Origin of the sequence: Achromobacter sp. HNDS-1 (genome assembly GCF_040084795.1) — a bacterium.
Classification (GTDB): domain Bacteria; phylum Pseudomonadota; class Gammaproteobacteria; order Burkholderiales; family Burkholderiaceae_B; genus Achromobacter; species Achromobacter ruhlandii.
The window spans coordinates 4108717-4129944 of record NZ_CP157584.1; the positions used below are offsets into that span (position 1 = coordinate 4108717).

The 21228-nt window shown below is 68.1% G+C and carries 18 protein-coding genes and 1 tRNA gene; 10 read left to right on the forward strand and 9 right to left on the reverse strand.

All coding sequences use genetic code 11. The features are described 5' to 3' along the window. On the reverse strand, positions 1–876 hold the full coding sequence (locus ABFG95_RS19075; RefSeq protein WP_348994837.1) for an inositol monophosphatase family protein: 876 nt from the start codon (positions 874–876) through the stop codon (positions 1–3). 155 nt (positions 877–1031) lie between these two features. Here ABFG95_RS19075 and mnmD point away from each other — a divergent pair, with 155 nt between their 5' ends. The 6 genes from mnmD (at position 1032) to ABFG95_RS19105 (ending at position 8387) form a co-directional block, all read left to right on the forward strand. Next, positions 1032–2903 (forward strand): tRNA (5-methylaminomethyl-2-thiouridine)(34)-methyltransferase MnmD, encoded by a 1872-nt coding sequence (gene mnmD / locus ABFG95_RS19080; protein WP_278991248.1) that lies wholly within the window; start codon positions 1032–1034, stop codon positions 2901–2903. A gap of 270 nt (positions 2904–3173) precedes the next feature. Further along, on the forward strand, positions 3174–5399 hold the full coding sequence (locus tag ABFG95_RS19085) for a glycoside hydrolase family 31 protein (protein WP_278991247.1): 2226 nt from the start codon (positions 3174–3176) through the stop codon (positions 5397–5399). A 172-nt stretch (positions 5400–5571) separates the two neighbouring features. Further along, on the forward strand, positions 5572–6660 hold the full coding sequence (locus ABFG95_RS19090) for a methionine ABC transporter ATP-binding protein (protein WP_049071432.1): 1089 nt from the start codon (positions 5572–5574) through the stop codon (positions 6658–6660). Continuing rightward, positions 6617–7270, forward strand: a complete 654-nt coding sequence (locus ABFG95_RS19095; protein ID WP_006388812.1) for a methionine ABC transporter permease — start codon at positions 6617–6619, stop codon at positions 7268–7270. Before ABFG95_RS19090 ends, ABFG95_RS19095 begins: the two co-directional genes overlap by 44 nt. A gap of 49 nt (positions 7271–7319) precedes the next feature. Beyond that, on the forward strand, positions 7320–8117 hold the full coding sequence (locus tag ABFG95_RS19100; RefSeq protein ID WP_049071433.1) for a MetQ/NlpA family ABC transporter substrate-binding protein: 798 nt from the start codon (positions 7320–7322) through the stop codon (positions 8115–8117). 194 nt (positions 8118–8311) lie between these two features. Then, positions 8312–8387 (forward strand) — tRNA-Lys (locus ABFG95_RS19105). Between the two features lie 142 nt (positions 8388–8529). On the opposite strand, the gene ABFG95_RS19110 is transcribed toward ABFG95_RS19105, so the two are convergent. The 6 genes from ABFG95_RS19110 to ABFG95_RS19135 form a co-directional block, all read right to left on the reverse strand. Continuing rightward, on the reverse strand, positions 8530–8961 hold the full coding sequence (locus ABFG95_RS19110; RefSeq protein ID WP_100502990.1) for a RidA family protein: 432 nt from the start codon (positions 8959–8961) through the stop codon (positions 8530–8532). 109 nt (positions 8962–9070) lie between these two features. Beyond that, the gene (locus ABFG95_RS19115; RefSeq protein WP_054501887.1) at positions 9071–9358 is read right to left on the reverse strand and encodes a hypothetical protein; all 288 of its coding nucleotides are present in this window, start codon (positions 9356–9358) and stop codon (positions 9071–9073) included. Between the two features lie 113 nt (positions 9359–9471). Next, the gene (locus tag ABFG95_RS19120; RefSeq protein ID WP_100502989.1) at positions 9472–11088 is read right to left on the reverse strand and encodes a methyl-accepting chemotaxis protein; all 1617 of its coding nucleotides are present in this window, start codon (positions 11086–11088) and stop codon (positions 9472–9474) included. Between the two features lie 139 nt (positions 11089–11227). Then, entirely contained in the window at positions 11228–12139 is a 912-nt protein-coding gene (locus ABFG95_RS19125) for a LysR family transcriptional regulator (protein WP_278991242.1), read from the reverse strand. 411 nt (positions 12140–12550) lie between these two features. Then, entirely contained in the window at positions 12551–12970 is a 420-nt protein-coding gene (locus ABFG95_RS19130) for a hypothetical protein (protein ID WP_049071450.1), read from the reverse strand. Then, positions 12967–13407: a transcriptional repressor gene (locus tag ABFG95_RS19135; protein WP_082707117.1), complete on the reverse strand. Its 441-nt coding sequence runs from the start codon at positions 13405–13407 to the stop codon at positions 12967–12969. The genes ABFG95_RS19130 and ABFG95_RS19135 overlap by 4 nt, the downstream gene beginning before the upstream one ends. 107 nt (positions 13408–13514) lie before the next feature. Between ABFG95_RS19135 and ABFG95_RS19140 the strand changes: the two genes are divergently transcribed. Both ABFG95_RS19140 and ABFG95_RS19145 read left to right on the forward strand, forming a co-directional pair. Then, positions 13515–14297, forward strand: coding sequence for an AraC family transcriptional regulator (locus tag ABFG95_RS19140; protein ID WP_082707118.1), 783 nt, complete (start codon positions 13515–13517; stop codon positions 14295–14297). A gap of 359 nt (positions 14298–14656) precedes the next feature. Next, the gene (locus ABFG95_RS19145; RefSeq protein ID WP_278991237.1) at positions 14657–15520 is read left to right on the forward strand and encodes an alpha/beta fold hydrolase; all 864 of its coding nucleotides are present in this window, start codon (positions 14657–14659) and stop codon (positions 15518–15520) included. Between the two features lie 38 nt (positions 15521–15558). Here the strand turns inward: ABFG95_RS19145 and ABFG95_RS19150 are convergent, their stop codons facing one another. Continuing rightward, a complete protein-coding gene (locus tag ABFG95_RS19150) occupies positions 15559–16032 on the reverse strand; it encodes a YkgJ family cysteine cluster protein (RefSeq protein WP_049071453.1) in 474 nt (157 codons plus the stop codon). Positions 16033–16250: 218 nt separating this feature from the next. Between ABFG95_RS19150 and ABFG95_RS19155 the strand changes: the two genes are divergently transcribed. Beyond that, positions 16251–16856, forward strand: coding sequence for a DNA-3-methyladenine glycosylase I (locus ABFG95_RS19155; protein ID WP_278991234.1), 606 nt, complete (start codon positions 16251–16253; stop codon positions 16854–16856). A 69-nt stretch (positions 16857–16925) separates the two neighbouring features. Here the strand turns inward: ABFG95_RS19155 and ABFG95_RS19160 are convergent, their stop codons facing one another. Continuing rightward, positions 16926–18854, reverse strand: a complete 1929-nt coding sequence (locus tag ABFG95_RS19160) for an LTA synthase family protein (RefSeq protein WP_278991233.1) — start codon at positions 18852–18854, stop codon at positions 16926–16928. 298 nt (positions 18855–19152) lie between these two features. Between ABFG95_RS19160 and ABFG95_RS19165 the strand changes: the two genes are divergently transcribed. Then, positions 19153–21225 (forward strand): AsmA family protein, encoded by a 2073-nt coding sequence (locus ABFG95_RS19165; RefSeq protein ID WP_054416427.1) that lies wholly within the window; start codon positions 19153–19155, stop codon positions 21223–21225. The last annotated feature ends 3 nt before the right edge of the window (positions 21226–21228 follow it).

The following is a 21228-nucleotide window of genomic DNA, read 5'->3' on the forward strand; positions in this document are numbered from 1 at the left end:
TCAGCCCGGCTGGTCCAGGTGCGGCGCGATCATCTCGTGCAGGGCGCGTTCGATGTCCGGGTTGCCGGCCACCACGCGTCCGCCGATGGGCCAGGAATCCTGCCGGTGCATGTCGCTGCAGGCGCCGCCCGCCTCGCGCACGATCAGCGTGCCGGCGGCCACGTCCCAGGGCGCCAGGCCCATTTCCCAATAGCCGTCATAGCGGCCGCAGGCGGTCCAGGCCAGGTCGAGCGCGGCCGCGCCCATGCGCCGCACGCCGCGCGCGCGGTTGATGGCGTCGTGCAGCATCGGCATGTACTGACTGGCGAAGGAGAAGTCGCGGAACGGAAAGCCGGTGGCCAGCACCGAGTCTTCGAGCGTGCGGGTGCGCGAGCAGGTGATGCGGCGGCCATTGAGCCAGGCGCCCAGGCCATACACCGCGGTGAAGAGTTCTTCGCGGCTGGGGTCGTAGACCACGCCCGCCACCGGCATGTCCCGCGCCAGGCGCTCGTTGGCGGAGATGGCGGTGCCGGCGTGGGCGATCAGCGCGATCGACACCGCATAGTGCGGGATGTCGTGCAGGAAATTGGTGGTGCCGTCCAGCGGATCGATGTACCAGGTGGCCGCGCCCTGCGCCTGACCGCCGGTTTCCTCGGCGACGATGCCGAATTCCGGCGTGCGCGCCTGCAGTTCGTCGATGATGGCGGCTTCGGCCTCGCGGTCGGCCTGCGACACCAGATCGTTGCGCGCCTTGCGATCGATCACCAGATCGGCGCGGTGATGCGCGTAGGATTGCAGGATGGCCGCGCCGGCATGGGCGGCCGTGACCGCGGCATCCAGCGCCGCGCACAGGTCGATGGGCGAGGTCAGCGAGCGGGGCGGGTCATAGGTTTCCATGAAATCAGTGTAAGCCCAGGTATGCGTCAAAGCCGTTGCGGCGGGGCAAAAGCCGCGCCGCGCGTGGCGCGCATCCAACGCAGGCCGGCCGCGCCGTTCGATAATCCCGCTTTGCCGATATTCCCGAAATTTCCCTGAAGCGCCCGGTTTTCCCCATGTCTTCCTCCTATGTGCCCCTGACCCCCGCCGTTGCCGACGTCGACGCGCAAGGCCGGCTCTACAGCCCGGCGTATGGCGACGTCTATCACTCGCCCTCGGGAGCCCTGGGCCAGGCGGAACACGTGTTCCTGCGCGGCAACGGCCTGCCGGAACGCTGGCGCGGCCGCGACGCGTTCACGGTCTGCGAGACCGGCTTCGGCCTGGGCCTGAATTTCCTGGCGGCCTGGCGCGCGTGGCGCGACGATCCGCGGCGCGCGCGCCGCCTGCACGTGCTGTCACTGGAAGCGCACCCGTTCAGCCGCGAGGATCTGGCGGCGCTGCTGGCGCGCCATGCGCCCGAGGCGTTGGCGCCCCTGGCGACGCAACTGGCGGCGCAGTGGCCGTCCTTGCTGCCGGGCCTGCACCGGCTTGAATTCGAGGGCGGCGCGGTGACGCTGACGCTTGGATTCGGCGACGCGCAGGCGCTGGCGCCGCGCTTGTCGGCGCGGGTGGACGCGTACTTCCTGGATGGCTTCGCGCCCGAGCGCAACCCGCGCATGTGGGAGGCGCCATTGCTCAAGGAGCTGGCGCGGCTGGCCGCGCCGGGCGCCACATTGGCCACCTGGGCCTGCACCGGCGAGTTGCGGCGGGCCTTGCAGGAAGCGGGGTTCGAGGCGCGGCGCGCGCCGGGCTATGGCGGCAAATGGCATATGACGGTGGCCACGGCGATGCCGGGCGCGGCCGCCGCGCCAGCCGCGCAGGACGAGCGAGTCCGTCACGCGCTGGTGGTGGGGTCGGGGTTGGCCGGCGCCGGCATCGCGCAAGCGCTGGCCCTGCGCGGCTGGGGGGTGACGGTGCTGGATGCGGGACTGGCGCGCGGCGCGCCGGCCCATGCCGGCCATGTCGCGGCGGCGCTGACGCCGGTGCTGGCGCGCGACGACAACGCGCGCGCGCGCCTGTCGCGCGCCGGCAGTGGCCGCGCCCTGGCGCGCTGGGCCGGACTACCGGGCGGCGCGGCGCCGAGGGTGTGTGGCACGGTGCAGCTGGATCGCGATGCGGGCCGCGCGGCGGCCTTGGCGGACACCTTGGCGACCCTGGCGTTTCCCGCCGATTGGGTGCGCGCGGTGAGCCGCGACGAGGCCAGCGCGCTGGCGGGCCTGCCGTTGGCGCGCGGCGGCGTGTTTTTCGGCCAGGGCATGTTGGTGCAGCCGAGCGAATTGATTCCCGCCTTGCTGGCGACCGCCGGCGTGCGGGTGGCGCCGGGCTGCGTGGCGCGGCTGGCGCGCGACGCCGGGGGCTGGCGCGCGCTGGATGCGACGGGAGCGACGCTGGGCCAGGCCGCCCACGTGATCCTCGCCAATGCCTTCGGCGCGCGGCAGGTGCTGGCCGCCAGCGACCTGCTGGCGCCGTTGCCGCGCGTGGCGCAGATGCATGCGCTGGCGGGCGAGGTCACGCTGCTGCCGGCGGCCGCGCTGGGTGGCGGTCCGCGCTGCGTGGTGGGGGGCGAAGGCTACCTGCTGCCGGACACGGGCAGCGGCTGCGTGGCGGGCAGCACCTATGTGCATGGCGCCACCGAGGCGCGCATCGGCGCCGAAGGCCAGCGCGTCACCCTGGACAAGGCCGCGGGCCTGCTGGGCGACGGCTTGGCCGCGTTGCATGACCTGGTGCCCGGTAGCCTGCCGGGTTGGGCGGGGTGGCGGGCGGTGTTGCCGGGGCGCCTGCCGGCCGTGGGCGAACTGGCCCATGCGCCGGGCCTGTGGCTGGCCGCTGGCTATGCTTCGCGCGGGTTGTCCTGGTCGGCCTTGATGGGAGATCTGATCGCGTCCCGCCTTTGCGGCGAACCGTCACCTCTTGAAACCGATCTGTCCCAACTGATTGCGCCGCGCTGAAAAAACTTCCGGGGCGCGCGGAGGGCTGAAATGGGGTGGCGTAGAATGACGGCAAATGCCAGGATTTGGCGCCAAATGGGCCCGCGTTGGGGCAGGCATGGCGTTGCGGCGGCGCGCCGGCGATGAGCCGGATACGGGCCGGCCGGGGGCTTTGTGACCCTTTTTTTGGACGATATCGCCATCCAAAAGAGGGACCGAGTTTATTTCAAAGCTCAAATCCGTCAAAATAGCGTCTTTTGATGGTTTTTGGCTTAAGCCGGGGGATGCTCTGTGCCGCCCAAGTTCGACTTTGCCCATACTACCCAGCTCGACACCATCGAGCTGCTGACGTCCCGCCCCAGTCGCATCGATTTCGACGCGGGCGATGGGTTGCACCTGGTAGTCGAGGCGCATGCGCCTGGTGTGTTTCGCCTGCGCTGCGGCGAGGCGAACCACCTTACCGATGACAAGCCCGGCGCGCGCGCGCGCGCCGTGGCCGAGATGTTGCTCGCGCGCCAGGAGGCGGTGGGCGAGGCCGCCATCGCCCCGCGCGAAGGCGGGGACGGTTGGCGCATCACCCAGGGCGACGTGGCCCTGGAAGTCCAATCCAATCCCGTCCGCTTCGCGCTCTACCGCAATGAAGAGCGGGTGTTCGAGTCCGAGGTTTCCGCGCATACGCCCGCATTCGGGCACAACGCGCTGGACCAGGCCGACGACGCGGTCTGGACCGCCGGCTTCACGCTGCTGCCGGACGAGCGCGTCTACGGCCTGGGCGAGACCCCGGGCGACCTGAACCGCCGCGAGGAATCCGTCGTCTCCGACGACCCCGAACATCGCGCCTTGCCGCTGGCATGGAGTCCGCGCGGCTGGGGCCTGTACGTCAACACGATGCGCCGGGTACAGCACTCGGTCGGCGTGGCGCCGGCCGATTCGGCCTATGTCGTCAGCGTCGACGACGTGGTGCTGGACGTGTTCCTGTTCGCCGGCGAGCCCGCCGAAATCCTGAACCAGTACACCGCGCTGACCGGCCGTGCCGGCCAGCCGGTGCTGTGGGCCATGGGCGCCTGGCTGCAGCAGGCCAGCGGCGAAATGCCGACGCAGACCGTGGCGCTGCTGGGCCGCATGCGCGAGAACCAGATTCCGGTCGACGCCGTGACCCTGGCGCAGCCGGCGGCCTGGGGCTTCCAGGCCGACAAGACCGTGTTCGAATGGGACGCCCAGCGTTTCCCCGACGCCAAGCAGATGCTGGCGCTGTTCCACAAGCACAACGTGCACGTGGCGGCGTCCGGCTTCCCCGGCGTCATCAAGACCAGCCCGCTGTTCGAGGAACTCGAAGACCGCGGCTGGCTGCTGACGCGCGAAGACGGCTCCGCGCAGGTGTTCGACGGCATCGCCGCCACCTCCGGCCAGCCCTACGGCCTGCTGGACCTGACCTATCGCGACATCTACAACCTGTGGGTCGAGCGCCATCGCCAACTGGTCGAAGACGGCCTGGACGCGCCGGCCTGCGACGCCCAGATCGCCATTCCCGACGGTGTCTCGGCCCGCAATGGCGAAACCGGCCCGGCGCTGCGCAGCATGTATCCGCTGCTGGTGCGCCGCGCGCTGTTCGACGCCGTCGCCGGCCTGAAAGTGCCGCCCGAGGGCGTGGTGCCCAGCACCGACCTGTTCCCGGCCGCCCAACGCCTGCCTTGGCAGGTGGGCCCGCAGGTCGACAACACCTGGGAAGGCCTGCGCCATACCCTGCGCACCGCGCTGTCGATCGGCGCCTCGGGCCTGCCGGTCCAGGTGCACGGTATCGGCACCGCGTCGCGCGGCACGGCCGACATGACACCCGAGCTGTACCTGCGCTGGCTGACTGCCGGCGTGTTCTCGGCCAATTTCTCGTTCCAGGGCGTGAACGGCCTGCTGCCGTGGGACTTCGGCGACGAGACCCTGGCGCACGTCAAGACCTGGATGCAGTGGCGCTATCGCCTGGTGCCTTACGTGCTGGGCGCCATCGAGGACGCCGCCCGCACCGGCCTGCCGGTGCAGCGTTCCATGGCGCTGTCGTTCCCGAACGATCCGCATGCCCACGAATGGGATCTGCAATACCTGCTGGGCCCGGCCCTGCTGGTGGCGCCGATCACCGCGCCGGGCAAGCAGGTGCGGGTGTACCTGCCCAAGGGCGAGGCCTGGTGGGACCTGAACACCGGTCATCGCTACGAAGGCGGCACCACCTGGACCATCGATTGCGAGCTGGGCCAGTTCCCGGTGTTTGGCCGGGAAGGGCACATGCTCTGTCTCGGCCCGGCGGCGCAGCACACGGGCGAATTCAATTCGGCGCGCATCCTGGACGAAGTCTGGATGTTCGGCATGCCGGTGCACAACCCGGTGGTCATGCGCAACAAGATCCGCGTCATGCAGATGCAGGGCTCCAGCTACATCAAGGGGCTGGAAGGCCTGCGCATTTCGCCGTCCGAGGGCCTGGAGGTCAAGCGCCGCGGCGCGGAAGTCCGTATTTCGCGCGCTCGCTGAGCCAGGCGCGGCCGGTTCGCCGGCCATCCATGCAAAAGGGCAGTCAGGAAGGCTTTCCTTCCAGACTGCCCTTTACGTCTTTGCGCGGATGCATCTTATATTACTGATAGTTATTAAAAATGGAAAAAACGGTCGTTCTCTTTAGAAGAGAAAAGATACAAAATCGCTTGCCATGATTCAGATCGAGAACCTATCCAAGACCTACGCCACGCCGCACGGCCAGTTCCAGGCGCTGCGTGGCATCAACCTGCACATCCAGCAGGGCGAGGTCTTCGGCATCATCGGCCCCAGCGGGGCCGGTAAAAGCACGCTGGTCCAGTGCATCAACCTGCTGGAGCGTCCCAACGAAGGCTCCATCGCCATCGGCGGCCAGGCCCTGACCGGACTGAGCGAGGCGCAACTGCGCGCGCAGCGCCGCCGCATCGGCATGGTGTTCCAGGGCTTCAACCTGCTGTCGCGCCGCACGGTGTACGGCAACGTGGCGTTGCCGCTGGAAATCGCCGGCGTCGCCAAGAGCGAGATTCCGGCCCGCGTCGAACGCCTGCTGGCCCTGGTGGGCCTGGAGCACCTGCGCGACCGTTATCCCAGCCAGATCAGCGGCGGCCAGAAGCAGCGCGTCGGCATCGCGCGCGCCCTGGCCAACAATCCGGACGTGCTGCTCAGCGACGAGGCCACGTCCGCGCTCGATCCCGAGACTACCCACAACATCCTGGCACTGCTGCGCGACATCAACCGCAAGACCGGCGTGACCGTGGTCATGATCACGCACCAGATGGAAGTGGTGCGCGAGGTCTGCGACCGCGTGGCCGTGCTGTCGCAGGGCGAAGTGGTCGAGATGGGCAGCACCCGCGAAGTGTTCGCCCAGCCGCGCCACGAAGTGACCCGCGCCATGGTGTCGGCCGCGACCGCGTCGGACCTGACCGACGCCACGCTGGCCGCCGTCAAGCAGCGCATCGAGACGCTGGCCGCCGCCAAGCCGGGCCAGGCCGTGCGCCTGCTGCGCCTGTCGCTGACCGGCACCGACGCGTCGGGTTCGTTCCTGTCCGACCTGTCGACGCAGTATTCGCTGGACGTGGGCCTGGTGCAGGCGCGCGTCGAAGACATCCAGGGCGTGGCTGTCGGCACGATGTTCGTGCTGGCCCAAGGCGCGCCCGCCGCGGTCAAGGACGCCATCGCCGCGTTGACCGCCCGTGACATCACCGTTGAAGAAATCGCTCATGAGCCCGCAACTGATCGACCTGCTTATTACGTCGCTGCTTGACACCCTGCTGATGGTGGGCGTGGCCAGCGCCATCGCGGTGCTGGTCGGCATTCCGCTGGGCGTGATCCTGACGGTCACCGCGCGCGGCAACATGCTGGAGAACCAGGCCGTCAACCACGCGCTGGGCGCGGTCATCAACGCCACCCGCTCGGTGCCGTTCGTGATCCTGATGGTCGCCATCATTCCGTTCACGCGCCTGGTGGCGCAGACCTCGATCGGCACCACCGCCGCCATCGTGCCGCTGTCGGTGGCCGCGATTCCGTTCATGGCGCGCATCGCCGAGAACGCGATGCGCGAAGTCGATCCGGGCCTGATCACCGCCGCGCGCGCCATGGGCGCCTCGCCGATGCAGATCATCATGAAGGTGCTGTTGCCCGAGGCGCTGCCCGGCCTGATCGCCGCCACCATCGTCACCGTGGTCAGCCTGATCGGCTATTCGGCCATGGCTGGCGCCATCGGCGGCGGCGGCCTGGGCGACCTGGCGATCCGTTACGGCTACCAGCGCTTCCAGTCCGACGTGATGGCCGCGGTGGTCATCGTGCTGATCGTGCTGGTGCAGCTGATCCAGAGCCTGGGCGACCGCTACGTGCGCCGCATCTCGCATCGTTGATCACACCGAACATTCTTCTCCTCCTTCCGACATCCGGGAAATTCGCAACATGAGCATCAAGGTTTTGAAGTCGCTGGCCGCGTTCGCCCTCGGCGCCGCCGTATTCGCCCAGCCCGCGCTGGCCCAGGACAAGCCGCTGAAGGTTGGCGTCACCGCCGGCCCGCACGCCCAGATCTTCGACGTGGTCAAGCAGGAAGCCGCCAAGCAGGGCCTGAACATCCAGGTGATCGAGTTCACCGACTACGTGCAGCCCAACGTCGCGCTGGCCTCGGGCGACCTGGATCTGAACAGCTACCAGCACCAGCCGTACCTGGACAACGCCAACGCCGACCGCGGCTACAAGCTGGTCAGCATCGCCAAGACCGTGATCTTCCCGATCGGCATCTACAGCAAGAAGATCAAGTCGCTGTCCGAGCTGAAGGAAGGCGCCCGCATCGCGCTGCCGAACGACCCGACCAACGGCGGCCGCGCCCTGTTGCTGCTGCAGGCCAATGGCCTCATCAAGCTGCGTCCGGAAGCCGGCCTGAAGGCCACCCCGATCGACGTCATCGAGAACCCGAAGAAGCTGCGCTTCATCGAACTGGACGCCGCCCAGCTGCCGCGTTCGCTGGACGACACCGACGCATCCGCCGTGAACACCAACTTCGCGCTGGAAGCGGGCCTGAACCCGGCCACCGACGCCATCGCCCAGGAATCGCCCAACTCGCCGTACGCCAACGTGCTGGTGGTGCGTGAAAAGGACAAGGACCGTCCCGAGTTCGCCAAGCTGGTCAGCATCTATCACAGCCCGGCCGTGAAGCAGTTCATCGAGACCAAGTTCAAGGGCGCGGTGGTGGCTGCCTGGTAATCGAGCCGCGGTTTCCGCCTAGGGAGAGACGGCCGCGCAAGCGGCCGTTTTTTATGCGACTCGTTAAGGGCTCGACCGAGAGTGAGCGCTGGCGCGCCTGGCGGGAGAGGCCCGGATGTTGCGGCATTGAAGCGGACCCCGTCTCTATTTTTTGACAAGGTCTGCGAAATCAGCCATAATTTCTGGCTTCGGTCGGGCTGATAGCTCAGTCGGTAGAGCAGCGGACTTTTAATCCGTTGGTCGCGAGTTCGAGTCTCGCTCAGCCCACCACTCATTTCTGGTTCAGCGTTTGCTGGATCAACCGATGTGCAGATGTGCAAAAAAGCCCCTGGTTGCAAAACCAGGGGCTTTTTGTTTGTGGTGGCGTACCCGGGGGGGACCCAGCCCGGATACGTTCGAATTCGTGGCTGAATCAAAGCGGCAGCAGCGCTGTCGCTTCGATTTCCACCAGCATTCCGTCCAATGCCAGCCGCGGCACCGGGATCAGGGTGCAGGCGGGCGCCAGGTGGATGCCCCAGCGCGACTTGATCTCGTTGGAGAATAGCGCCAGGCGTTCCTGGCTGTGGTCGACCACCAGTACGGTCAACTTGGCGACATCGAACAGGGTGGCGCCGGCCGCCTGCAGGGCGGTCTGGACGTTATCCAGCGCCTGGCGCACCTGGGCCAGGAAGTCGGGTGAAAGCTCGCCCCGGGTGTTTTCGCCGCCCTGGCCGGCGGCGAACACCAGCCGGGCGGGCGTGTCGGCCACGGCGACGTGCGAGTAGCCGTTGGGACGGGGGTCGTACAGGCCGGGCGGGTTGATGAAGGCAAGCGAGGACAGGGCGGGGGTGATGCGGGACGACATGCGAAGGCTCCGTGGACAAGCGTATTGACGAAGCCGCAGTATCGAACCTCAACCATGGTTGAGGTCAAGGCGGCGGCCGCCGCCATCACTGGTCGGCCGGGCCGACGGATCAGGACAGGGTGCGCGGCGGCATCGCCGACAGGTCGGCCAGGCTCAGGCCGCAGCCCCGGGCGCGCTCGGCCAGGGTGGCGCTTTGTTCCAGCGCCCGCTTGCTTTCCAGCAGCAGCACGTCGAGCTGTTCGTCCAGCGATGACGCCATGGCCCAGGCCCGCTCGGTGAATTCGACGGAGAAGGCGTCGACACAGGCCTTGCAGATGGCCGTGCCGTTCCGTTCCAGCAGCGGGGCGCCTTGCGCCAGCGTCGAGAGGCAAAAATGACAGGCGAGGGCGCGGCTCATGCGGGGGGCTCGTGGTCGGGGGAAGGCCGGCCGCAGGGGAGCGGGGCCTGACCTTCTGGACAACGGCCGATCGGGCGCAGTCTTAAATCGGCGCGCCCGCGTCATTGGCCCTTTCAGTTCACGTAGGCCGGCCGCAGCGGCGCGGCGATGGCCTGCGGCGTGACGTCGATCACCGTCCCGGCCGGCAGCTTGAAGAATGCGGCGGTGGCCGCCAGGCGCTTGGCCTGTTCCTCCAGTGACGAGGCCGCCGCCGCCGCTTCCTCGACCAGGGCGGCGTTCTGCTGGGTGACGTCGTCCATCTGGGTCACGGCGCCGTTGATCTGGTCGATGCCGACGGACTGCTCGGTCGAGGCTTCGGTGATTTCCGCCATGATCTGGGTGACGCGCTGCACCGAGGCCACGATTTCCTGCATGGTGTCGCCGGCGGCGCGGACCTGTTCGGCGCCGCTTTCGACGTTGCTGGAGGACTGTTCGATCAGGTCCTTCACTTCGCGGGCGGCCTGGGCGCTGCGCTGGGCCAGCGTGCGCACCTCGCCGGCGACCACCGCGAAGCCCTTGCCCTGCTCGCCGGCGCGGGCGGCCTCGACCGCCGCGTTCAGGGCCAGGATGTTGGTCTGGAAGGCGATGCCGTCGATCACCGAGACGATCTCCGAGATGCGGCGCGAACTTTCCGAGATGCGGGTCATGGTCTGGACCACCTGGCCGACCACCTCGCCGCCCCGCAGGGCGATGCCGCGGCTCTCGGCCGCCAGGGTGTTGGCCTGGTGCGCGTGTTCGGTGTTCTGCTTGACGGCGGTGGCCAGTTCTTCCATGGATGCGGCGGTCTCTTCGAGCGAGGCGGCCTGTTCCTCGGTGCGCGCCGACAGGTTGGTGTTGCCCGAGGCGATTTCGGCCGCGCCGGTGTTGATCTCGGTGACGCTGCGGCGCACTTCGCTGACGGTGCGGGTCAGGCTCTCCTGCATGCGCTTGAGCGCCGTGAACAGCACGCCGATCTCATTGTTGGAATTGACCGTGACGCGCTGGGTCAGGTCGCCGGAGGCGATGCGGTCGAAATGCACCGCGGCGTCCCTGAGCGGTTGCAGCACCTGGCGGCCGATGAAGCGCCAGCAGCCCAGCGCCAGCGCGGCGGCCAGCGCCAGCATGATGATCGTGGACAGCTCGGCCCGTTCGTAGCGCAGGTCGGATGCGGAATTGATCGCGGCGCTGCGGCGCTCGGTGTGCGCCAGGAAGGCGGCCACGCGTTCGGCGAAGCGGGCGTCGGCGCCGCGGGTCTCGACCACGGCGGCGGCATAGCCGTCGGCGGATTGTTTCTGCAGCGCCTGCTCCAGCGCCTCGATGCTGCGCACATAGGCGGTGAAGACGGCGTCCAGTTCGCTGGCCAGCTTCAGGCCGGCCTCGGTGCTCTTGGGCACGCTCTGGTAGATGGCGAAGTGCTTGCGCGCTTCCCGCAGGTGCTGGTTGGCCTGGTCGATGCTGCCCTGGGATTGGCTGCCCTTGCCGGACACGATGTCCAGGTAGGCGGCCACCAGGGTCAGGCGGCTGCGCAGCAGCAGCGTCTGCGTCTCGTACAGCGGCCGGGTCTGTTCGGCGGCGACCGCGTTCAGGTCGTCCACCGCGATGTCGGCGTCCCTGGCATACAGCCAGCCCATGCCGGTGGCGGTTGCCAGCGCCAGGACGAAGATGGCCAGGACGGCCAGCAGGCCGGTGCGGATCTTCAGGTTCTTCAACATGGTGGGAGCTCCTGTGTGTGTCTTGGGGCGACCCGTCAAAGCGTGGTCTCGGAAAATCCGCTTGACTGTAAATTTAGATTACATATTTAACAATTGATCATTTTTCACCGGGGCATTCTGGTTTTGGCAATGCCCGGGTCTAGAACGGTTGCGGCGCGTCGCTGCGGATGAAGCGCAGGAAGCGATGGGCGGCATCCGACAGGGGGCGCGAGGCGTGGGTCTGGAACTGAAGTTGACCCGCGTTGAGCAGCGTGTCGTTGATGGGGCGGCAGATCAGCCGGCCGGTTTCGAGCTGGTCGGCGACGGTCAGGCGGGCGCAGAGGGTGATCGCGTCGCCGGTGAGGACGTAGTGGCAGGCGGCGTCCGGCTGGTTGGACGTGAAGGCGGGCGACAGCGTGATGTTGTACAGGCTGCAGGCCATGTCCAGCACCTGCCGCAAGGCGCTGCCGCCATGGGGCAGCGCAAGGGGATAGGCGGGCAGCTGGGTGATGTGCAGGGACTCGAAGGCGGCGAGGGGGTGGCCCGGACGCATCACCGCGACGATTTCGGCGGGATGCGCATGGATCACCGCGATGTCCTTTTCGGCGGTATGGCTGTAGGTCACGCCGATATCGGCCTGCGCCGAGCGCACGCGCTCGGCCACCAGGCCGGCATCGAGGATGTGCAGGCTGAAGCGGACCGAGGGGTGTTCGGCCTGGAAGGCGGCGAATTTGCGCGGCAGGGCGTAGGCGGCAAAGCCGGGGGCGCCGGCGATTTTCACGGTCTGGGTGTAGCGGCCATTCTGGCCATGGATTTCGGCATAGGTGCGGGCGGCGTCGGCTTCGACGCGGCGCGCGTGGTCGGCCAGGATGCGGCCGACCTCGGTCACCCGCATGCCCTTGGGATGGCGTTCGAACAATTGGTTGTGCAGGCGCTGTTCCAGGCCGGCGATCTGCCGGCTGACGGCGGAACTGACGACGTTGAGGCGCGCGGCGGCGCCATTGACGGATCCAGTGTCGACGACGGTGAGAAAGTAACGAAGCGCGGTGCTGTCGAATTGGAATCGCTTCATTGGTATGAGTGCCGTAAATCGCAGTGTCGAGTCCGGGCGGCGGGCGACCGCCGCAAACGGCGCGGGCGGCGGCGGCCCGGGGGCGGCCGCGTGCCGTGGCGTCTTGTGGACGCCGTGGCCACGGCGTTGGGCCACGGAAGCGAGGGCGGTTTGCGCCGCGGGGGACAGGCGCGCCATCCGGTGGGCCGGTGCGCCGGGATGCCCGCCCCGGGCCTGCGGGACAGGCGATGGGCCAGACGTGGAATTTATTCCAGCAACACCTTTTGCCACAATCGCAAATTTATCAATATTGCATTCTAATTTCGGCAATAAGGCGCGAGGCGGGCCGCTGCGGACGGGCGGGGCGCGGCGGCGAAAAAAAAGCGCGCCGGCAGGCGCGCTCGAGAGCGGAGGGAAACGGCGTCGCGCGGCTCAGTCAACCACGAAGCCGCCGGGCCCGGTCTGGCCGAGCAGTTCGCGCGCGCATTGCACCGCCTCATGGGGCGTGGCCACCGCCAGGAACGGCATGCCGAAGGCGCGCGCCATTTTCTCGCCGCGCTTGCGGATCTTGTCGAGCGCGCCGGCGTCGCGTTCGACGGCGATGAAGGCGCGGCAGCGGGCCTTCAGGCGCGGCATGTTGCTGGTCTGCCATTCGATCATGGCCTTGCGGTCGTCGTGGCTGGCCTCGCTGCGCATGTCCGGCACCACCATGACGAAGGTCTGCGGGTTGTCGACCAGCATTTCCATCTCGCGGATCCAGCTGGCGGAATAGCCTGCCGGGGCGCTGCCATGCCTGGCGGTGACGATGGGGAATTGGGACAGGTCGTGGAAGAAAAACTGATCGCGGTTCATTCGAATTCTCCAATGGAAGGGGCGGGCGTGTCCTTGCGGCAGCCGCAGCCGCCGTAAAGCACCAGACTGTAGGAATCCAGCGCGAAGCCGCTGTCCCTGGCGATCTTGCGCACCAGTTGCGCCATGGCGGTGTCGCTGGACTCCTGGATGCGGCCGCAATGGCGGCAGACCAGGTGGTCGTGGTGTCCCTTGTCGTTCAGTTCGTACACGGTCGAGTGCGAATCGAGCTGAGTACGTTTGAGCAGTCCGGCGTCCTCGAGTTGCGTGATGACGCGATAGACCGTGGCCAGGCCGATGCTGCTGTGTTCCGAGATGAGGTTGCGGTAGATGTCCGCCGCGCTCAGGTGCTGGTCCGCATGCTGGTGGAAGATGTCCAGGATCTTCAGGCGTGGGAAGGTGGCCTTGATGCCGGCCACGCGCAACCGGGTGTGGTCCATGATGATTCTCCATTCCGGGGCTGATGCCCGAATGATGAGAATGATGTACATTTTCAAAAAGCCCCGCTAACGGGAACCCGTCAACCTGTAGCTCAAATCTGCCAACCATGTCCGACATGGTCGTGGTCCACCACGCTCTCCCCGACGTCCTGCTGACGCCTTTCAGCATCCAGCATCCGCGGACGTCCAAAGGCATTTCCGTGCCAGACCATGCCCACGACGAGGGCATGCTGGTGCTGGTGCATGCCGGCCTGGTGCTGGTGCAGGCCGGCAAGCAGGTGTGGACGGTATTGCCCGGCAGCCTGGGCTGGATTCCGCCCGGCGTGCAACACGCCGCCCGCTGGTTCGGCGAGGCGCGCGGCTCGTTCCTGTACGTGCGGGCCGATGCCTGCGCGCGCCTGCCCGATCACTGCCGCTCCTGGCCGTCGTCGCGGCTGATCGACGCCCTGGTCGAACGTTTCACCACGAGTCCGTCCGGGGCGTTGTCGGAGGCTTACCTGGAACAGCTGTTCGATGTCCTGCTGGCCGAGATCGCGCAGCGCGAACACGCTTCCGTACTGCTGCCGATGCCGGCCGATCCGCGCCTGCAGGACCTGGCCAATTCGCTGCTGGGCACGCCGGACGACACCTCGGGCATCGACGAATGGGCCCAACGCCTGAACATGTCGTCGCGCACCCTGATGCGGCGCTTTCGCCAGGAAACCGGCGTCACGCTGGGCCAGTGGCGCCAGCAGGCGCGGCTGCTGCGCGCGCTGGAAATGCTGTGCCGCGGCGGTTCGGTGACCGAAGCCGCGCTGTCGGTGGGCTATGAAAGCACCAGCGCCTTCATCGGCAGCTTCCGCACCACGTTCGGCATGACGCCGACGCGTTACCTGGCCGGTCGCGAGTAAGCACACGCCAGCGCGCCGGCCGGCAGGCAGGCGTGGCGGGTCCCGAAGGACCCGCATCCGGGCCGGCGGAGCGCCTCCCCAGCCTTTACGGATCTTCACTTTTTCCCGACAGATTTGCGGATCTTCCCGCGCGCCCCTTGCCTACCATGGCGCCAGGGTAGGACAGGTCTTCTCGTCCCGCCCTCCATGCATCAAGGGTGTTCCATGACTTGCCAATCATTCCTCGTTCTCCCGCCGGCCGGGAGCGCCGGCGGCGCCGTGGCGCCGGCTCCGGTTATCGCTTTCGCCCAGATCCTGGCGCGCCTGCTGGCGGCCACGCGCAGCGCCTGGCAGCTCGATGCCGTGGCCGGGAGCGCGCCGTGACGACGCCCCGCACCGGTGCGCTGCTGATCCATGGCCTGGGCGGCACCGAATTCGACATGGGCTCGCTGCACAAGGTGCTGGCGCGCGCTGGCGTGGAAACCCATGGCGTGACGCTGCCCGGGCACGCGGGGCGGCCGGAGGACCTGCTGGACGTGCGGGTCGAGGATTGGATGGACGTGGTGACCCGCCGCTACCGCGAGCTGTGCGCGCAGTACGAGGTGGTGCATGTGATCGGCATGTGCCTGGGCGCGCTGCTGGCGGTGGAACTGTGCAAGCGCGAGTCGCACACCCGCGGCGCGCTGGTGTCGCTGTCGGCGCCGGTGTTCCTGGATGGCTGGAGCACGCCCTGGTACCGGGCGCTGCGTTATCTGCTGTACCACGTGCCGGGCGTGCCGCGCCGCATCCGCGTCGAGGAAGAGGATCCCTACGGCGTCAAGAGCGAGCTGGTGCGCGCCTTCATCAAGGCCGGATTCGCGCGCGGCGACGGCTTTCACTACCAATGGGTGCCGCTGGCCTGCGTGCGCCAGGTCGACCGGCTGCGCGGCATGGTCAAGCGCGGGCTGGAGCGCATGCGTTGCCCGACGCTGGTGATGCACGCGGTCGAGGACGAACTGACCAGTCCGCGGTCGGCGCGGCTGCTGGGCGCGCGCATTCCCGGGGCGTCGGTGGTATTGCTGCGGGACAGCTATCACATGATCTGCGTCGACCATGAACGTGAGCGTGTGATGCAGAACGTGCTGGCCTTCCTGGGCAAGGATCCGGGCATCGTGCGGGTACGGCGACGCGTCGGCGAGCCCCGGCGCGAGCGCGGCGAAGCGGCGCCGGTCGAGGCGGACGGCCTGCTCGCGGCCGCCCGCTAGCGCGCGGTCGATCCGGACAGGCGCGGCGGCGCGCCCGTTCAGGCGGCGGCGGGCTGGTCGGGCTGGTTGGGGTGGGACGGGCCCTGCGGGTCGTTTTCGGCGTCTGGGCGCGGCGGCACCGGCGCCAGGCCCAGCGCCAGCCGCAGGCGCTGGCAGTCGGGGTTGGGCGAGCCGTCAGGCTGCCAGATGTCGAATTCGCGGCAGGGCGTGGGGCGGTTTTCGTAGATGGCGCAATGGATGCCCGGCCGGCCCAGTTCGCCGCGCAGCGAGATGCAACGGCCGCCGCCCATCTCGGTGCCTTTCATGCAGGCGCGCAGCGGGCTCATCTGGGTGACCAGATCCAACGGCACCTGGCCGCCGTTTTCTCCGGCCAGTTCACCGATATAGAACGACACCCGGAAATGGGAACAACAGGCGCCGCAGTCCAGGCAGGGATTGGTGGCGGGGTTGTTGTCGCCGGCCAGCAGGGCGGGCGACACGAGGGTCAGGGCGGCTGTCTCGAGCAGGGACATGGCGGTGGATCCGAAAACCCGTCCCGGCCCCGGCTCGGACGCAAAACGGGCTTGCATGCCGCAAGCCCGCCAGGCCGATCCGGGAGGGCGCGCGGACACGGCCGGCGCGGGATCAGGGGTGGAAATAGTAGCTGGATTCGACTTGCGGCCGCTACGACTTTTTTCGGGGACGTTGCTGCGGTAGCATCGGGGACCCGACAGCCGCCAGGACCCATTCCATGACCGCCAACTCCGACTTTTCCGACGGCCTCGCCCGCTGCGGCTGGGTCGACACCTCCCCCGAATACATCGCGTACCACGACACCGAATGGGGATTTCCCCAGGGCGACGACCGCGCCCTGTTCGAGCAGCTGTGCCTGGAGGGATTCCAGTCCGGCCTGAGCTGGCGCACCATCCTGAACAAGCGCGAGGCGTTCCGCCGCGGTTTCGCCGGCTTCGATCCGGCCAAGGTCGCGCGCTTTGACGAAACGCGGATCCAGGCGCTGCTGGCCGACGCCGGCATCGTGCGCCATCGCGGCAAGATCGAGGCCGTCATCAACAACGCCGGGCGCGCGCTCGAGATGATCGAGCGCGAAGGCTCGCTGGGGGCGTTCCTGTGGCGCTTCGAGGCGCCGCCGGGGACGGCGTCCACGCGGGGCGCATCGACCTCGGCGCAATCCGAGGCCTTGTCCAAGGCGCTCAAGAAGCTGGGCTGGAAATTTGTCGGGCCGACCACCGTGTACGCGTTCATGCAGTCGGTGGGCATGGTCAACGACCACCATCCCGATTGCCATTGCCACGGTCCGAGCGAACGGGCCCGCAAGGCATTCCGGCGGCCGGCCTAGAGGCGCCGGACCGGGCCTTGGGCCGGCAGCGTGGCGGCCCCCCGAGGCGCCGCCACGTCGCAGCCTGTCTTAACGGGCGGCCGCCTGCGCGGCCGGCGCCCCTTGCATGACGGAAGCCGCGCCGGGGATGCAGTAGCGGCCTTCGCGATAGGCCCAGCTGGGCCACAGCGCGTGCGCCAGCGCTTCCTCGGCCAGTTCGGGATCCAACGGCGCCGGCGTGTAGTCTTCCGGCGCGGTGTAGCGGTATTGCACCGGCGCCTTGTTCGGCGCCAGCACCAGCAGGTCGTTTTCCTTCAGATAGCCGTAGGTGTTGTCGTACTGCATGATGGCGCGCCCCGGCGCGCTGCGGGTCAGGTCGTGGCCGAGCATCGGGTGTTCGGTGTCGACGCCGATCAGCGACAGCAGCGTCGGCGCCAGGTCGATCTGGCTGATCAGGCGGTCATCGCGCCGCGCTTCGATGCCGGCGCCCAGGATGACGGCCGGAATATGGAAATGGCGCACCGGCACCAGGCTGGCGCCGAACACGCGCGAGTCATGGTCGGCGGCGATCAGGAAAACCGTATTGTCCCAGTAGGGCGCGGTCTTGGCGCGCTCGAAGAAACGGCCCAGCGCCCAGTCGGCGTAGCGCACGGTGTTCTCGACCGTGGCCGGATTGCCCTCGGTCTGGATGCGGCCCGCCGGATATTCCCATGGCGAATGGTTCGAAACGCTGAAGGCCAGCGTGAAGGTGGGCTGGTCGCCGTCCTCGCGCAGCAGGCGGTCGAGCTGGTTGAACATGTCCTCGTCCGACGCGCCCCAGGTGCCGACGAAGGCGGGATCGACGAAGTCCTCGCGGTCGACGATCTGCTTGAAACCGTTGCCCAGGAAGAAGCCCTTCATGTTGTCGAAGTGCGATTCGCCGCCATAGATGAAGCGTGAATGGTAGCCATGGCGGCCCAGCAGGTCGGCCAGCGAGAAGAAACCGCGCTGCGAGCGCGGCAGCTTCAGCACCGCTTGCGCCGGGGTCGGCAGGAAGCCGGTCACCACCGCCTCCAGGCCGCGCACCGAGCGTGTGCCGGTGGCGTAGGCGCGGGTGAAGGTCCAGGCCTCGCGCGCCAGCGCGTCGAGTTCGGGCGTCAGGTCCATGCCGCCCAGGCCGGCGCTGTATTGGGCGCCCAGGCTTTCTTCCAGGATGATCACCAGGTTGAGCGGGCGGGCGGTCTTGCGGCTGGCAGGCTGGCGATGCAGGCTGGGATGGTCGGCGTTGGCCGGCGGGTAAGGCAGGCCCGCTTGCGCCAGCACGCGGCGGTGCATGTCGTCGTCGTCCATGCCGCCGTACACGGCGGAGGCCGACTTTTCGTTCTTCATGCTGTAGACGGCGTAGAACACGTTGTACAGCGAGTTCAGCGCCAGGGTGTTGAGCATGCCGTCGGAGCTGTAGGCGACCGACGACGGATTGATCGGACGGTGGCCCAGCGTGCCGCGGATCGCCATGATGACCACGGCCAGGATCGCCAGGCTGGCCAGCGGCATCTGCCACCAGGCCAGCGGCGCGTCGGGCACGGCATGGCCGAACAGCGTGTAGGCGCCCCAGCCGATCAGCCCCAGGGCGCCGAAACCGCCCAGCAGCGCGCCCTTGTAGCCGCGCCACAGCATGCCGGAGACCTCGCGCGGGTGCTTCAGGTATTCGACGAACAGCCGGTTGGGGCGGGTGTCATATTCGAGAATGAACGGCGGGGTGGCGACTTCCAGGAACGCCAGCAGGATGAAGGCGACCAGATACCAGATGCCGGCGGCGGTGGCGGCGAAGGGCAGGTGGCCGAACCAGGGCGACAGCACCGCCGGCAGCGCCGCCATCACGCCGATCTGGTGGGCGTCGATGCGCAGGCCGCCCAGCAGCAGGGGCACCAGCCCGCCGGCGTTGCGCACGCGCTGCCATTGCCATGCGGCCAGGGCCAGGCGGCTGACGGTCAGCAGCGCAAAGGCCGCCACCACGAAGATCAAGCTTGAATGCCGCATCGGGCCTCCAGGTAGTACTACGATTGCGCGCCCAGGGGGGCGGCGGGTCGATCGCCCCGGGCATTTGAACAGCGCCGGCGTCAAAAATTCGGTATGGATTATTCCTTCCATGCCGGCAAAACCCTCGGTCCGGCCTGGCCGCTTTGTAACTTTTGCCGACGGGTCTCTCTGTGACACGGAAAAATCCGTACACATTATCAGGCCGGCAAGCTTAACCCGCCCGGCGCGGCGCGCTACCCTTGAGGGTAAATAGGGCCGGGACATCCACGCCCCGGTGGCAACGGCAAGGATGATAACGATGACGCGCACAACAAAAATAGCGGTCGGAATCGTCGGAGGGCTGGCCCTCCTGGCGGCGATATTGGTGGTGGTGGTCGCCACGTTCGACTGGAATCGTGCCAGGCCGATGATCAATGAGCGCGTCAGCGCGGCCATCGGGCGGCCCTTTGCCATCAATGGCGATCTCAGCGTCGACTGGGCGCGGGAGCCGGACGAGGGGGGATGGCGCGCCTGGGTGCCATGGCCGCATGTGGTGGCCAATGACATCAGCATCGCCAACCCCGACTGGGCCAAGGCGCCTGAATTCGCCACGCTCAAGCGCGGCGAATTCAGCCTGTCGCCCCTGCCGCTGTTGCGCCAGCGGGTGGTGATCCGGCGCATCCAGCTGACGGAGCCGGCCGCCGACCTGGAGCGCCTGGCCGACGGCCGCGCCAATTGGGTCTTCACCCTGCCCGAGAGCGGCGAGCCTTCGCCCTGGGTGCTGGACATCAACGAGATCGGCTTCGACAAGGGCAGTGTCGGCCTGACCGACGCGATCCTGCAGGCCGACCTGACCGTGCTGGTCGACCCGCTGGGCAAGCCGGTGCCCTTCGCCGACGTGGCCGGGGCGGCCTTCGTGCCGGAGGACGCCGCCGCCGCGTCGCCGCGTGATTACGTATTCGGCTGGAAGGTCAAAGGCAAGTACAAGGGGCTGCCGACCCAGGGCGAGGGCAAGGTGGGCGGCATGCTGGCGCTGCAGGACCCCAGGCAGCCCTTCCCGGTGCAGGCCGACGTGACGATCGGCGGCACCAAGGCGGCCGTGACCGGCACCCTGACCGACCCGGCTAACCTGGGGGCGCTGGACCTGCGCCTGAAGCTGTCGGGCGGCTCGATGGCGCAGCTGTATCCGCTGACCGGCGTGACGCTGCCCGATACGCCGCCATATTCCACCGACGGCCACCTGGTGGCCAAGTTGCGCAATGCCGGCGGCGCGGTGTTCGACTATCGGGATTTCAACGGCCGCGTCGGCAGCAGTGATCTGCATGGCGACCTGTCGTTCTCGCTGGCGGCGCCGCGTCCCAAGCTGACGGGCAAGCTGTCGTCCAAGCAACTGCGCATGGCCGACCTGGGGCCGCTCATCGGGGTGCAGTCGGGCAAATCGGCGCCGGCCCAGGACAAGCCCAAGGACGCGCCGGCCAAGCCGCCCGGCGGCAAGGTGTTGCCGGTCCAGGAGTTCCGCACCGACCGTTGGCGCGACATGGATGCCGACGTGGCGCTGGAGGCGGGCCGCATCGTGCACGACGCCAAGCTGCCGCTGTCCGACCTGTCGGTGCATCTGGTGCTGCAGGACGGCCAATTGACGCTGGACCCGCTGCGCTTCGGCATGGCGGGCGGCAGCATGGCCGCGACGGTGCGGCTGGACGGCTCGAAGGCGCCGTTGACCGGGCGCGTGGAAATGCATGCGCGGCGGCTGCGCCTCAAGCAATTGTTCCCCGCCGCGGAGTCGATGCAGAAGACGCTGGGTGAATTGAACGGCGATCTGGCGCTGGCGGGCACGGGCAATTCGGTGGCCGCGTTGCTGGGATCGGCCGATGGCGATGTGAAGATGCTGGTCAACGATGGCGTGATCAGCCGCAGCCTGATGGAGATCGCCGGGCTGAACGTGGGCAACTACGTCGTCTCCAAGCTGTTCGGCGACGACGAGGTCAAGATCAACTGCGGCGCCGCCGACCTGGAGATGAAGCGCGGCGTCATGACACCCCGCGTGTTCGTGTTCGACACCGAGAACGCGCTGATCAACATCACGGGCACCACCGATTTCAAGAACGAGAAGCTCGACCTGGACATCACGCCCGACAGCAAGGGGTTCCGCATCTTCTCGTTGCGTTCGCCGCTCTACGTGCGCGGGACGTTCGGCAAACCCGATGTGGGCGTGCATGTGGGGCCGCTGGCCGCGCGGGGCGCGGGCATGGTGGCGCTGGGCGTCATCCTGACGCCCGCGGCGGGCCTGTTGGCGCTGATCGCGCCCAGCACGACCGACGACAATTCCTGCGGCACGCTTCTCAAGCAGATGCGCACGCCGCCCAAGGCGCCGGCGCCCAAGGGCAAGTAGCCG